9 protein-coding genes are annotated in these 14,873 nt (G+C 71.0%); 8 read left to right on the top strand and 1 reads right to left on the bottom strand.

What is annotated here, in order from left to right:
- Window positions 1–144: 144 nt before the first annotated feature.
- The 6 genes from ACIBM5_RS29045 (at window position 145) to ACIBM5_RS29020 (ending at window position 9,262) form a co-directional block, all read left to right on the top strand.
- Window positions 145–1,308, top strand: coding sequence for a cytochrome P450 (locus ACIBM5_RS29045; RefSeq protein WP_396009474.1), 1,164 nt, complete (start codon window positions 145–147; stop codon window positions 1,306–1,308).
- A gap of 447 nt (window positions 1,309–1,755) precedes the next feature.
- Window positions 1,756–3,405 (top strand): M14 family metallopeptidase, encoded by a 1,650-nt coding sequence (locus ACIBM5_RS29040; protein WP_396009473.1) that lies wholly within the window; start codon window positions 1,756–1,758, stop codon window positions 3,403–3,405.
- Between the two features lie 305 nt (window positions 3,406–3,710).
- On the top strand, window positions 3,711–5,048 hold the full coding sequence (locus ACIBM5_RS29035; protein ID WP_396009472.1) for a hypothetical protein: 1,338 nt from the start codon (window positions 3,711–3,713) through the stop codon (window positions 5,046–5,048).
- Between the two features lie 88 nt (window positions 5,049–5,136).
- Window positions 5,137–6,585 (top strand): hypothetical protein, encoded by a 1,449-nt coding sequence (locus tag ACIBM5_RS29030; protein ID WP_396009471.1) that lies wholly within the window; start codon window positions 5,137–5,139, stop codon window positions 6,583–6,585.
- Window positions 6,585–7,862, top strand: coding sequence for a CHAT domain-containing protein (locus ACIBM5_RS29025; protein ID WP_396009470.1), 1,278 nt, complete (start codon window positions 6,585–6,587; stop codon window positions 7,860–7,862). The genes ACIBM5_RS29030 and ACIBM5_RS29025 overlap by 1 nt, the downstream gene beginning before the upstream one ends.
- A complete protein-coding gene (locus ACIBM5_RS29020; RefSeq protein WP_396009469.1) occupies window positions 7,859–9,262 on the top strand; it encodes a hypothetical protein in 1,404 nt (467 codons plus the stop codon). Before ACIBM5_RS29025 ends, ACIBM5_RS29020 begins: the two co-directional genes overlap by 4 nt.
- A gap of 50 nt (window positions 9,263–9,312) precedes the next feature.
- On the opposite strand, the gene ACIBM5_RS29015 is transcribed toward ACIBM5_RS29020, so the two are convergent.
- Entirely contained in the window at window positions 9,313–10,506 is a 1,194-nt protein-coding gene (locus ACIBM5_RS29015; RefSeq protein WP_396009468.1) for a hypothetical protein, read from the bottom strand.
- Between the two features lie 300 nt (window positions 10,507–10,806).
- On the opposite strand from ACIBM5_RS29015, the gene ACIBM5_RS29010 reads away from it, so the two are divergent.
- Together ACIBM5_RS29010 and ACIBM5_RS29005 are read left to right on the top strand one after the other, a co-directional pair.
- Window positions 10,807–11,811: a DUF2278 family protein gene (locus ACIBM5_RS29010; protein WP_396009467.1), complete on the top strand. Its 1,005-nt coding sequence runs from the start codon at window positions 10,807–10,809 to the stop codon at window positions 11,809–11,811.
- A 234-nt stretch (window positions 11,812–12,045) separates the two neighbouring features.
- On the top strand, window positions 12,046–14,859 hold the full coding sequence (locus ACIBM5_RS29005) for a hypothetical protein (protein WP_396009466.1): 2,814 nt from the start codon (window positions 12,046–12,048) through the stop codon (window positions 14,857–14,859).
- Window positions 14,860–14,873: the final 14 nt, after the last annotated feature.

The raw sequence follows: 14,873 nt of genomic DNA, 5'->3' as shown, positions 1-14,873 counted from the left end.
TCACCTGCTCGGCGCGGGGATTGCCCGGGGTCGATGCCTTGCACGGGCATTGCGGTCACACGATACTGACCTGAGGTCGCTGTCCGTGTTCCGTGGGGGCGCGTGCTCCCGCACCCGACCGGTGTCGGAGGGGGAGACCACTCGATGGCCAGGGCAGATCTGCGTCGGTTCCACCGCGATCCGCTGGGGTTTCTCGACGATCTGTCCCGCCGTCGCACCACCGGCGTCTTCCGACTCCCCTGGGGCGGCTGGTGCGTGGGCGAGACGGACCTGGCGCTCACGGTGTTGCGCGATCCCGAGTTCAACGCCGGCCTGTCCACCTTCTACGGTGACCTGCTGCCCTCACGATCGGCTCAGCTCGCCGTCGGTCACGCCGTGCGGAACCTCGTCCGGGCACGATTACCCGAGTATCGCGAGAACCTCGCCGAAGCGGTGCCGCGACTGCCCGCGGCCACGAGCTGGCCCGAAGCCGGCACCGCATTGCTTTACGAGTGCACGGCCGACCTGCTGCTCCACCCCGCCGCGGCGCCCGATCTACGGCGCCTGCTCGCCCGCTCCGTGGGCGCAGGCCTGCTGATCCGCTCGCCCCTGATGCGGGAGCGGGCCCGCGCGGAGATCCTGCGCGCCAGGCTCTTCGCCGCGCTGATCCGGCACATCGGGCAACGCCGGGCACAGGGTGGCGACCCCGGCGGGCCGCGCGATCTGCTCGACGCCGTCCTCGACGCCTGCCCCTCGGAGACGAGCGAGGACGACGTGGCCGAACTGTACGTACTGCTGTTCCGGTCGATCGTGGGAAACGTCGGCTACGCCGTGGCCTGGACCGTACTGCTGGCCGGGCTGCATCACCCGCCGGGCGCGCCGTGGCCCTGGCCCACGGACCGGATCGTGCGCGAGGCCGCACGCCATCGCCCGTTCGTCTGGATGGTCGGCCGCCCCGTCCCGCACCCGGTCGAGATCGGTGGTGTGGCACTGCGTCCCGGCGCGATCCTGTCGGTCAGCCCCTACCTGCTGCATCACGACGAACGACACTGGAACCGGCCGCACGCGTTCGACCCGGACCGCTGGGCCCATCCCGACCCACGTCGCCCCTATCTGCCGTTCGGCGCAGGCCCGTTCGTCTGCGCCGGCGCCGCCCTCGCCCGGACCATGGCCGGCGACGCCGTGGCCGCCCTGGCCGGCGACGCCCGGCTGACCGTTCTCGGCGGGCACACCCGTCCGGTCGTCACCAACGCGGCCGCGCCGCATGCGTTCACCCTGAGCCGCACCACCGAGCCCGTCACCCGATCGCACGCACCCGAAAGGAGGTGACCACATGATGGCAATCCTCCGGCGCATCCTCACCAATACGCCGCCGCTGATCTGGAACCCGAAGGATCCCTGGTGATCCGCCCCCGCACCGGACGGCCCGCACGACCGAAGGAATCACGCCGTGCGGGTCGTTCGCCGCTGCCGGCCCGGCGGGCGGGTGAGCCGCGTGGTGTCGGGTTCGCCCCCGTGGGACCGCACTCCGGTCCGGCGGAACGCCAAGGGTTTCCCCGATTCGCGGTCACGGTCCGATGGTTACCTTGGTAGCGGTCCACTCGGCGTCTCGGGTGGGTCACGTCCCCCTTGTCGGATCGCCGGCGTGCGCGAGCGCATGTCGTGCGATCCACCCGTGCGGCATGTCGTCGGCCTCCCACCGACGGTGTCCGTCGACACACGACGCAATCCCTCCGGCATCGGGGAAGCCCGATGCCGCCACGAGGAGGTACACGTGTGAAACACAAGCGCCTGTCCGTCCTGACCGCCGCCTTCACCGTCGCCCTCGCGATGGTCGCGGTCAACCCCGCCCCCGCCGTCGGAGAGAAGTCGTCTCCGTCCGCGGATGCCACGACGTCGGCCGAGTACAGCGTCGTCGGCGTGCGAACCACCCAGCAGCGCAGCGCCATCGCGTCCACCGGCGCCTCGGTCGACGGCGTCGAGGACGGCCGCCTGCTGATCACCGCGACCCCGGAGGAGGTCCGGCGGATCAGGGCACTGGGCTTCACGGTGAACCCGGAGGCCCCGCCCCTCCCCGGGAGCCGGATCAACCGGGACTTCCCACCCTCGGACTCCGGCTACCACAACTATGCGGAGATGGTCACCGAGATCGACAAGGCCGTCGCCAACCACCCGACGCTGATCAGCAAGCAGGTGATCGGGCGCTCCTACGAGGGCCGCGACCTGTACGTGCTGAAGATCTCGGACAACGTGGCGGCCGACGAGAACGAGCCCGAGGTGTTGTTCTCCCACCATCAACACGCCCGGGAACACCTCACCGTCGAAATGGCGCTCTACCTGGTCAAGTTGCTCGGCGACGGCTATGCCACCGACCCGCGGATCAAGGCGCTGGTGGACACTCGCGAGATCTGGATCATGCCCGATGTCAACCCGGACGGCGGCGAGTTCGACATCGCCACCGGTTCGTATCGCAGCTGGCGCAAGAATCGGCAGCCCAACTCCGGTTCGAGCAATGTCGGTACCGACCTGAACCGCAACTGGAACTACAAGTGGGGCTGTTGCGGCGGTTCCTCGGGCAGCACCGGCAGTGAGACCTACCGCGGCCCGCGGGCCGAGTCCGCGCCCGAGGTCAAGGCCGTGACCGACTGGGTGCACGGCCGCATCGTCGGCGGAAAGCAGCAACTGACCGCGGCGATCGACTTCCACACCTACAGCGAACTGGTCCTGTGGCCGTTCGGGTGGACGTACAGCGATGTCGTACCCGGCATGACCGCCGACGAGTACAACACGTTCGCCACGATCGGCCGGGCCATGGCGGCGACCAACGGTTACACCCCCGAGCAGTCGTCCGATCTCTACATCACGGACGGCTCGATCGACGACTGGCTGTGGGGCGACCAGCGGATCTACGCCTACACGTTCGAGATGTACCCCGCGTCGGGCAACGGTGGGTTCTATCCGCCCGACGAGGTCATCGATCGGGAAACGTCCCGGAACAAGGCCGCCGTCCTGCACCTGCTCGACTATGCGGACTGTCCCCCGCGTGCGATCGGCAAGACCTGCGGCGGGGATCCGGGCGGCACGACGTTCGAGAACACGAACGATGTGGCCATCCCCGACAACGGCGCGGCCGTCTTCAGCGACATCGTCGTCACCGGGGTCCCGGGCAACGCGCCCGCCGGCCTCAAGGTCGGCGTCGACATCAAGCACACCTGGCGCGGCGACCTGACCGTCGACCTCGTCGCCCCGGACAACTCCGTCTACCGACTCAAGAACTCCAGTACCAACGACTCCGCGGACAACGTCGTCGCCACCTACACGGTCGACGTCTCCGGCGAAGTCGCGAACGGAACCTGGCGGTTGAAGGTGCAGGACGTGGCCGCCTCCGACACGGGCAAGATCGACTCCTGGAAGGTCACCTTCTGAGCGAGGAACGTCGCCTTCCGGGCAGGCGTCCCGACCGAGCGAGCGTCCGCGCCGGGTAGGCGACCCGGCCGGGCAGGCGTCCCGGACGGTTTCGCGTGCGCGTCCGCCTCGGCCCGACCCGATTCCGCATCGGGTCGGGCCGTGCCGTTCCGATCGCGGCAATCACCGGCCGGCCCTTCCGCGCCACCGCCCGGCGGGCGCGCGGCCCTCGGGCGCCGGATCCTGCCCCGTTTGCCCCCGTCCGCGTGGAGGTGAACCATGGAGTCAGGACTGCCGCACCACCCGCACGGACATGGAGCCGGACGATGTCTGGTCCTTTTCGACAGTTTCCGCTCGACGGGGGCTCGACCGCGGATCTGTACCTGCTCCGCTACGACGAGGACGGTCGGCTGCGCAGCCCGGTCGCCGAGCAGGAGATCAAGGAGCGGCTCGCCGGGGTCGGCGATGTCTTCCTGTTCTCGCACGGCTGGAACAACATCTTCGCGCAGGCCCTCGACCGCTATCGCAGTTTCATCGGCGGGTTCATAGCTCAGCGGCGGCAATTCGCGATTCCCGTTCCCCCGGACTACCGGCCCCTGCTGATCGGCGTCATCTGGCCGTCGACCAGTTTCGTCATGCCGTGGGAGGCGGGCCCCGGGATCGCGGCCGATCCGGAACCCGACGGGGCCGAGGCGCGCCAGGTCGAGGAGATGCTCGACCTGGTCACCCGGTCCCTGGGTCCGGAATCGGATCCGGAGTTCGTCGAGTTGGTGGACGGTCGCGCGGTGATCGACGCCGACGCGGCGCTGCGTGCGGCCGAGATCGTGCTCGGCGCGCTGCGGGCCGAACCCGACCCGGACGACGGCTCGGTGCCGCCCACCGCCAAGGAATTCCTCACCGTCTGGGAGGCACTGGACAGTGGCGGGGGCGCGACCCCGCCGGCCGATCCGAACGACTTCGGCGTCGCGGGCGACGCGTCGTCGGGTCTGCGCGCCGCGGGTGGCGGAGGCTTCGATCCGCGCAGCCTGTTGCGTGCGGCCACGGTGTGGAGGATGAAGGCACGCGCGGGCGAGGTGGGTGCTCGCGGGGTGGGTCCGCTCGTGGCGCACATCCTGCGCGAGAGCGGAGTCCGGCTGCATCTGGTCGGCCATTCCTTCGGTGCGAAGGTGGTGCTGTCCGCGCTCGCGTCCGCGGCTCCGAGCCGGCCCGCCCGATCGATGCTGCTGCTGCAGGCCGCGATCAACCGCTGGTGCTTCGCGGCGGACGTGGCCGGCACCGGACGCCCCGGCGTCCACCACTCGATCCCGGACCTGGTGGAACGACCTTTGTTGACCACGTTCTCCGCGTTCGACGAGCCGTTGACCAAGGCCTTCCATCTCGCGATGCGCGCGAGTCGGCAGGGCCAACCGGGCTTCGCCGCGCTCGGCGATCCCGAACTGTACGGTGCCCTGGGCGGATTCGGCCCCGCCGGGGTGGAGGGGATCTCCGCCGTTCGACCCGCGGCCGTCCCCGGGCAGGAACGCTACGACCTCGACGGGGGGTTGCGGGTGATCGCCGTGGACGGCGGAGTCGAGATCGACGGAAGGCCGGCCATCGCCGGGCACGGCGAGGTCAGCAACCCGACGACGTGGTGGGCGATGCACGCCCTCACCCGGCCGGACTGAGGGGTGATCCGCGCGCCCGCGCGACACGGTAGGCCGGCGGCGCACGCTCCCCGCCGGAATTCGGAAGCCGAATCGAAGGAGAGTCGCCATGTCCGAGGCCCGCACCGAGCGTTGGCGCCTGGCCGTGCTCCGGGTGCGACTCGACCTGGCGGGCTCCTCGCCGGTGGCGGCGGTCGAACTGGTCGGGGATCCGGCGAACGACGCGCGGACGTACTGGCGGGCCGAATTCGACTACGGCAGATTCGGCCTCGCCGAAGGCTCGGAGCCCCCGACCGCACTGGAGGTGCCCCGCGACCTGGTCGAGGCCGTCCGGGATCGCCTGATCGCGGACTTCCCGGCGGACACGGCGCTCTGGCTGCGGCTGATCCCGCCGTACGGCAACCTCGGTGGGGTGCCGTGGGAGCGGGCCCTCATCCCGGCCATCGGTCGCCCGCTCGTGCGGGTTCCCGATCGGCTTCCGCCGGGGTCCGACCCGGGGCGGGTGTGGACCGTGGCCGTCGCCGTGTCCGTGACCCCGAACGCGGCCTGGGTCGCCGGATACCTCTCCTCGTTCATCTCCGCTCTGCGCACCTCCGTCACGGGCGAGGTGGACGTGCACGTGTTCACCGACCGGGGGGCCGAACAGGCACTGCGGGCGCTGTTGCACGAAAGTCCGAACGAAACGCGCGTACATCTGCACGATCCCGGCGACGCCGCGCTACTCGACCGGTCGGGGCCGCGGCGCCGACCCGTCGGCGCCGATTCGCGGCCCGCGCCGGGTCCGCTGCTGTGGGGGGATTGGATCACCGCGGGGCTGGACGGCCGCGCGGTGCGGGCGCTGCACATCGTTGCGGACGGCGCGTTCGAGGGCAGTCGCCCGGTGTTGTCGGTGAACCCCGATCCCGCGCAGCCGAGCGGGCGTTCCGAGCGCGCGTACGTGACTGCGGACCGCGTGCGGCGCCTCGCCGACCGCGTGGGTGCGTCCGTGCTGTCCTTCGGCTCGCCCCCGGAGAATCCGTACGACACGGCCACCCGGATCATGACCGACCACATCGGTCTGCGGCGCGCCGGGCCGACGTTCTACAGCGCGTTGCCGCTGGATCCCGCCGGGTACACCTTGGCACAGGCACACGCGTTCATCGCCGGCGCCCCGGGGGCGGTGCCGATCCCGCGTGACCCCTCGCTGTTCGCGTACCTCCAGCCCGAGTTCGTGCGCGGCGCACTGCGGAACCCCTGGCCCGACCCGGACCTGCCCGGACAGAGCTGGCTCAGCGGGCGGGCACCCATCGGGGATTCGGCGACCAGCGGTGAGATCCTGCCGAGCGCGCTGGGCGTGGCCGGCGGCGAAGAGATCACCGCGCGCTACGCGACGGCCGAATCGGTGCCGATGTGGGTTGCCGCGTCCACGCGTTACATCGAGAACCAGGTGGCCTCGCTGGTACGAACCGCAGGCGTTCCGGGCGAAACCCCGGCCGCGAAGCAGGCGTACGACCGCGGGGTCGGGCAGGCCATCGCCGAGCTGCGGGCCCTGGTCGATCGGCGGATGCGGGAGTCGTGATGCGTACCGTCCTGGGGTTCGAACCGTTCGGGGACCGCACGGTGCTCAAGTTGCGCGAGGCGCCCGCCAACATCCCGGGGCTGGGTACCAACGAACTCACCGACGTCACCGACCCCGGCGGCACCGTCACCGCCCGGGGCGAGGCCCTGCTGGAGCGGCTGTGCCGACATCCTGTGGTGAGCCTGGGGCTGAGCGCCGCGCTGACCAAGCCGCCGGCCGCCGGGCCGGGACCGCTGTACCTGCACATGGTCTCGAACCAGGCCGATCAACTGCCCTGGGAACAACTCCACTCGTCACCCCAGGGGTTCATCGCCCTGGACGCCCGCTGGCCGATCGCCCGGATCGCCGCCATCCGCAGCCCGGTCGATCGCCGCACGTTCACCCCGCCGTTGACCATCGTCGCCGTCCTGTCCGCGGCGCAGCGCAGCGGCGTGCCGCAGCTCCGAGCGCTGCTGGCCGCCACCGCGCTGCCCGATGCCCGGGCGGTCGGCACGCGATTGCACGTGATCAGCGCGGAACAGGCCGTACTGGATGCCGTCGCGGCGTCCGGGCGGGCCGACGTCAGCGCCGAAACGATCCCCGCGAACGCGCCCGACCTGGCCAAGCGGATCACCGCGGCCCGGCCGCACATCGTGCACCTGCTGTGTCACGGCGGGGCGGCCGGCGGTGTCCGTACGCTGGCCTTCGCGCACACCGCCGACGTCGACGCCCGCGAGCCGGTCGGTTCCGTACAGCTGAAACTGCCCGATCTGGTGGTCGCGTTGAACCCGTGCGCGCCGTGGCTGGTGGTCCTCGGTGCCTGTCGAAGCGCGCAGACCTCGGACACTCTCTCCCTCGCGCACGAACTCGTCTCGCAGGGGTTGCCCGCCGTCGCGGGCATGCGCAGGATGATCGACCTGGGCGATGCGGACAGGTTCTGCGCCGCGCTGTATCCGGAGGTGCTCGCCACGGTGCGCATCGCGGTGAAGGACGCCGGCGAGCACGAGATCGACTGGGCCACGACGTTCACCGCGCCGCGCCAGGCGATGGCGCAGGCCGATCCGACGCAGACGGACGCGTGGTCGGACCCGGTGCTCTACGTGCAGGACGAGCCGCTGCGGATCACGTCGAGCTCCGTCGTGGGTCTGCCCGACACGGCGAACCTGCAGGGGCAACTCGACACCTACGAGCGCTTCCGCGCCACGCTCGATCCGATCACCGTCGATCCGGCCCTGACGGCGCGGGTCGATGCCCTGATCGCCGACCTGCGGGCTCGATTGGCGGGTGGCAGCCCATGACCATACCTGCGGAGATCCGGCTCAACGCCTGGACCGGGGACGAGGCGGCGCAGGCCACGACGGACGAGGAGGCGGCGCGCTGGGGCGCCGGGAAGCGCGGCATCCCACGCTCCCAGGCCGTGCTCCCCTTCGGGCCGCCGACCGATCCGCGCGACTGGCGCTCGGCCGACGTCGGCTACGGGATCCTGCTCCCGGACAGCACCGATCCGAATCTGTCCGACGCCGCGAAGGCCGCCGGCGAGGACGCGGACGCCCCGATCCGCGAACTGTTGACGGCGCGACCGGGCACCGTGGTGTTGCGCTGGAGTCCGGACCTGCCCGACCACCTCCTGCGCAGATACTTCGCCCAGGGCCGACCCCAGGAACCGGCCATCGGGTTGTCCGAGTTCGGGACCGACCGGGGTCGGCTCCCGCGATACGTGGTGATCGTCGGCGGCCCCGAGGTGATCCCCTGGTCCGTGCAATATGCCCTGGGCACCCGGCACCTGGTCGGGCGCATCCCCCTGTCCGGGGAGCCGCTCGCCCGCTACGTGCGCGCGCTGCTCGCGAACTGGAGCGACGCACCGGCGCGCACGGACCGGGCCCTGAGTTGGACGGTCGACCACGGTCCCACGGACATCACCGCGTTGATGCGCGCGGTCATCGCCGCACCGCTGGCCGGGTGCCTGACACCGCCCCCGCTCGCGCAGTTCCGCGACCTGGTGGCGGCCGAGGCCACCGGCGCCGCGCTGCTGAGTGCGCTGACCGAGATCCGCCCCGGCCTGCTCGCCACCTCCAGCCACGGCCGCACCGGACCGCTGGGAAACCCGACCGAGATGCGCGCCGTACTCGGGCTCCCGGTCGACGGCACGCACACCACCCTGCCGTTGGACGCGCTGTGCGGAGCCGTGCCCGGTGGCTGCGTGTGGTACGCCCAGGCGTGCTGCTCCGCCGGTGCCGCCGGCGAGAGCTTCTACGCCGGGCTGCTTCCGGTCGGCAGCTCCGCCTTCGGCACGGTCGAGGCCGTCGCGAGCCTGGGCACGATGGTGGCGCCCGCGGCGCTGGAACTGCTCGGCCGGGAGAACCCGGTGCGGGCCGTCCTCGGACACGTCGAGCCGACCTTCAGCTGGACCCTACAGGTCGAGAACACCGGCCAGGGTCTGGGCGGGCGCCTCGTCTCCGCCCTGTCCACGCATCTGTACGCGGGCGAACCGCTGGGCCTGGCGCTGGCCGAATACCGGGCCGACGTCGGCGAGTTGCATACCCAGTGGGCCCGGCTGAGGGAGATGTTGGCAGCCGGGGACACGTCGGTTCGCGAGACGTTGACCAGGCTGCGGGTGTCGGCGCTCGACCGGCAGAGCCTGGTGCTGCTGGGCGACCCCACCGTGGCCCTGCCCGCGTTGGGCGGTGCGGGACCGTGACCCGAGTGCCCGCGTCGTCCTCGGCGGGCGCCGGCGCGTCCGTGGCCGGTTCAGCCCGGTTGGGCCGGTGAGTTGCGTGTCGTCTTGCCGGGGTTGGTCACCGGGCCGCCGACCGAATTGAGGACCAACTGGGCCTGGTTGTCCACGAAGCGGGTGAACAGCTGTTGTGCGTAGCCGAAGATGACCGCCCAGGCGATGATCTGCGCGGACGAGTCGAGCGCACTCAGACCGGGAATGAACTCGCCGCGCATGAGCAACAGGCCCAGGAGGGCGGTGAGCGCACCGGTGGGGAGCTTGAGCAGGGCCAGTGCCACGGGCACGTTGTACGGCGTCGAGGTGCCGTGGATCCGGCGCAGCGATGCGGCGGCGGCCACGGCGGCGGCGACCAGGCCGACCAGCTCCACCACCGGGTAGTCCCACTGGGAGGCGACGTCGGCGTACATCTGGTCCAGGCTGCGCCCGGCGAACCGGTCGCCGTTTCCTGCGGTGCCGGCAGTGGAGGTGGCGGTGGCGCAGACGATGCCGACCCCCGGGTTGAAGCACAACGGCACCGTCCCGGGCGAGGCGGCACCGGCGAGGGCGATCAGGGTGGCGATGACGGCGAGCGCCGCGGTGACGCCGAAGACGATGTACGCGAAGCTGCGGACCCTGAGCTTCTCCTTCAGGTGCACCTGATGGGCCACGGTCGAGGCGTCGACCAGGACTTCCCGCTGATTCTCGGTCAGTGTGTCGCCCGCGCGTACGGACAGTGCGATTTCGTCCACATGGGCGCGGCGTTCGTCGCCGAGCGGCAGGTGCTCCTTGACGAAGGCCACGATGCCGGGCAGGTGTGCGGTGACGTCCTGCAACGTCAGGAGCCGCAGCAGGATGATGTAGGCGACGTCCAGTTTCGTCTGGGCGACCGCGATGTGTGCGGCCGGTCGGCCGTGTTCGTGCCCCAGGGCTCGTTTCGCCTCGTCGAGCGATTCGAAGGCCTGGTCCGCCAGGACCTGGTCGCACGGGGCGAGCGGTCCTGGCGCGGTCTTGCTCTTGAGGAGTGCCTCGAGTTCGATGACGCGCGAGCGCAGTGCTTCGCGCAGTTCCCACTGCCCGCGTTCGTACCGTCGGAGGTTGCGTGCCTGCGCGCGCCCGTATCGACGGGAATCGGTGGGGGGCTGTGCGGAAAGAGGCGAGTTCGAGGGCGTCGCACCCGAGGGTGGCGAGGTGGAGGATGTCGAGTCCGAGGGTGTCGAGTTTGACTCCATGTATTCGACTATGAACGACGGGTCGGCCGAATTCGCGCGCGATCAGCTCCTGCGGGTCCGGCGTCACCCCGATGGACGCGAGCGCAACCCCGCGTTCCCCCCGGGTCGGGGCGCCGCTCCGCCGGCCTGGGACAGGGGGCGATCGTGGTCGCGTCGAATCGGGTCGAGCGTTTTCGGGCCGGGGCGGCGATCGGGTGCGGGTCGTCGGCGGCCGGTGTGTCGCGCCCGATTCCGGTGTGCCCGGCCGCCACGATGGTCGGGCCGCCCGGCGCGGGCCGGGCCCGGTGGGAAGGGATGCCCATGCCGCTGAGGGACTACGGAGTTCTGGCCGCGCGGGCGGTGGCGCGCGTACGTGAAGGTGCTGCCGGCACGCCGCACTACCAGATCCATCTGACCGACGACGCCGGCACCGCGTACCGTGCGGCGATCAACGTACTCTCCAAGGAAGCACCGTCCGAGCTGCTGTTCGTGGTGGTGGAGGACTTCCGCCATCCGTTGACCGACTCGCTGCCGGCAGCGGGCAGTGGGTGGACCGCGCTCGCGTCGCAGCCCGGCGGCGCCGCGCTCGACTACATCCGCGCCAACCTCTTCGACCCGGCGACGGCCCGGCCGCTGCCCCCGGACGTGCCCGGCGAGGACAACGACCTGGCGGATCTGCTCGACCACTACGTACAGCGCGCCATCGGCGACCCGGCGGCCGCGGTCTACGTGTTCGGCCAGCGCTTCGGCCCGGAACCCGACAAGCCGGACAAGGTGTTCGGCTTTCTGCCCGGCAACGGCGTGCACGACGTGCACATGAACCAGGGCAACAGCGAGGAGTTCCGCGGGGACGACGGGGTCTGGCAGGACGGCGGCCTGCTGATCCGCCTGCCGGACGGGCGCTGGGTGGCCGTCTTCCTGGCCTTCCAGTCCCAGGCGTGGCACACCGACGACACCACCGGCCACGCCCTCGACACCGCGCCGCCCCTCCCGGGCTCGGGCGAGGAACCGCTGCGGATCGTCGCGGCGCTGGTCAACCCGCCGGGACCGGCGCCCGAGGCGGAGACCGTCACCCTGCTCAACGCCTCCCCCGAACCGATCGTGCTCGACGGATGGCGGCTCGTGGACCGCGACAAGACCGCGCTCCCCCTCCCCGCGACCACGGTGGCACCCGGTGCCGTTCTGGTGGTGTCCGGTAACCCGGCGTTCCAACTCGGGAACCGCGGCGGCGCGATCACCCTGCTCGACCCGGCCGGACTCAAGGTGCACGGTGTCACGTACACCGCGGATCGGGCACGACGCGAGGGTTGGACGATCGTGTTCTGATCGGGGCGTCCGAATCCGATCGGTACGTGTGGATCCGATCGGTGCGTGGTGGAGGGGCGGCGCGGCGTGCGTCGCCCCTCCACGGCGCTCCCGGCGACCGGCGGTGGCACATCGAGCCCAAAAGGTGCGTGCGGGGGCGGCGTTTGTCACGCTGGAGACAGGTCGCGTGCCCCGCCGTGGCCGGACGGTCGGCGAGGTGCGTACCCCGGCCAGTCGATCGGAAGGCGGGCAGCCATGACTGCCGACCCGTTCCGCGTCCTCCGCATCGAGGACATGCTTCTCCTGCACGTGGAGGTCGTCAACCTCCGGCGCGAGGGGGCGCGCCTGGTCCGGGAGGACCCCACCGCGCCGGCGCTGGTGCTGCTCCACTCGCCGTCCCAGCACATGAGCGAAGGTGTGCTGTCCGGCGGGCAGTTCCCGGAGACCGTGCCCGCCTTCGCGTCGGGGCGGAGCACGCTGGTGTTCCTGCTTCCGGACGGAGAGGACGGCATCGACCTGACCGTCGGTGCGCTGCTGGACTGGAACCGGCTGATCCCGACGATCGTCCCGGCCGACCAGCCGCGGGACGACCCGAACGAACCGGCTCTGTTCGGCGGAATCCCGCGCACCGCCATCGAGTTCCCCACCCGCGTGCTGCTGGGCCACGACCACGACGGTTCGGGGTTTGCCTGGTCGGATCCGCTGATCGATCCGGTCACACTCGACGGGCGCACCGAACTGTGGCACGTCGAATTGTCCGGCGCCGCCGGCGGGCCGGTACACCTGAAGGCGTTCGCCGAGGCATCCGGGCGCCCGCCACGCACCGGCATGCCGCTGGATCCGACGGTGCCCGGCGACCTGGTCGCCCTCACCAGCCTGGACGAGTTCGTCGGCCCGGACGGGGCTCTGCTGCGCCGGCCCCTGCTGGCCGACCGGTTCATGCTCACGCCGCTGGGCGCGACGGTGCGCATGAGCGGCTCCTGGCCCATCGCGCCGGGCTTTTCCTCGGTGAGTCTGACCGGCTACGAGCACATCGCCTCGCTCGGGCGCGATCAGTTCGTGCACACCGTGCGCCACGGCTTCCTCAGCAGCGGACACCCGGCCTCCCTCTTCAAGGTCACCAAGCGGGTCTACGACGACCCCGGCGACGGCACGTCCGTCGCCTACCTGCGCAAGGAAGCGCACATCGTGGTGGATCAGGCCGAGGTCACCTACGGTGCGGGTGCGGGTTACGACCAACACCAGGGTCGGCAAATGCCGTTCCGGTCCCTGCGCCTCACCGACACGGTCACTCCCGTGGATGATCTCGGTACGGGCGCGTTCTGGGTGACCGTCGGCGGCGTGCCGTTGCCGTTCCACGCCATCGCAACCGATGCCGAGGGCCGGCACATCAGCATGGACATGCCGCTCGTGTTCGCCTCCTCCGACGCCCTCGACCGAATGGCGGGGGTCTACAACAACCCGGCCACCGCCGACCGCACGAACCTGGGGCTGGGCGGACAGACGGTCGCCATGGCCGGGAGTCCGAGCGCCGACGGCAGCACGAGCATGCCGGTGACCTCGGCGCGCTTCACCCTGACCTCGGCCTCCGGGCACCCGGCGGGCGTACTTCCCGCCATGGTCGACGCGGTGGCGCGGGTACCCGCGGTCGAACAACTCACCGGCCTGGCCACCGACACCGCCGTGCGACTGCACGACGCCTACCTCGAAAAGGGCCTGGACGACCAGCCCACCGGCGCGTTCCTGCACCTGGTCGACGAACTGCCGATGAGCCTTTCCGCCGAGAAGGCGGGCGGCCTGGCCAAACCCAGCACGGCGGTCCAGGTCGTCACCACCCAAGCCGGGTTGCTCGCACCGAAGTTCCTCGGCGCGGCGGGCGAAGCGGCGGGAGTCGACTCCGCCACGTTGGCGCAGATCTTCGGCGGCACGAAACTGCTGGGCCCCGTCGACCTGGCCGACCTGCTCGCGGACGTCCCGGCGACATCCGTCGCGGAGTTGAAGGATCTCGGCGAGGACGAGATCCGCCGCCGGCTCGACGGTGTCTCCCAGGAACTGCTGCCGGTGCCGCTCATGCGCGTCGCCAACCTGCTCGACGGCTCCGGCTCCGAACTGCGGTACGTGTGGAAGCCCCGGCTGAGGAACGACCTGCCGCTGCTGGATCTTGGCGCCGCCGCGCTCGTCCTCGAAGCGACCACCGTGCGCTCGCCGGACGCCCTGAGCAAGTCCGGCGTGCGCGGCGAACTCAGGCGCTTCGCGTTCGTGTTCGCCGACATCGTGCGGGTCGACTTCGAACGACTGACCTTCACCGCGCGTCCCGGCAGCAAACCTGACGTCACCGCCGCGGGCGTGGCGGTCACGTTCGAGAAGGCCCTCGAGTTCGTCAACCAGCTCCGCGAGGCGCTGCCCGCGGACGGATTCGGCAGTGGCGCGTTCGTCGACGTGAGCACCTCCGGCATCACCGCCGGCTACGCGCTGACCCTGCCGACGCTTTCCCTGGGCATGTTCAACCTGAGCAACGTCGCCCTGTCCGCACGCCTGACCATCCCCTTCGACGATGCGCCGGCACGGTTCCGGTTCGCCGTCTCCGAACGGCAGAACCCGTTCAACATCAGCGTGTCGATGTTCGGCGGCGGCGGCTTCTTCGCCCTCGAAGTGAGCACCCGCGGCATCGAACAGATCGAGGGATCATTGGAGTTCGGCGGCAACGCGTCGCTCGACCTGGGCGTGGCCAGCGGCGGCGTGCACCTGATGGCGGGGATCGCGTTCCGGATGACCGGCGACTCGGTCACGCTCACCGGATACCTGCGCTGCGGCGGCTACCTGTCCGTGCTGGGCATCGTGAGCATCACCGTCGAGTTCTACCTGGCCCTCACCTACCACAAGGACAACGGCATCTGCGAGGTGGTCGGCCAGGGCAGCGTCACCGTCAGCGTCCGCGTCGCGTTCTTCAGCAAATCCGTGAGCCTCTCGCTGGAGCGCCGCTTCGCCGGTTCCGCGGGCGACCCGTCGTTCACGGACAGCATGGATCCCGACGACTGGCACGAGCTCTGCGCGGCCTACGCCGAGTGAACCCGCGCCGCGGC

Origin of the sequence: Embleya sp. NPDC050493 (assembly GCF_044458105.1) — a bacterium.
Lineage (GTDB): Bacteria > Actinomycetota > Actinomycetes > Streptomycetales > Streptomycetaceae > Embleya.
Note: the sequence above shows the minus strand (reverse complement) of the source record. Positions and strands in the feature narration are given on the sequence as shown.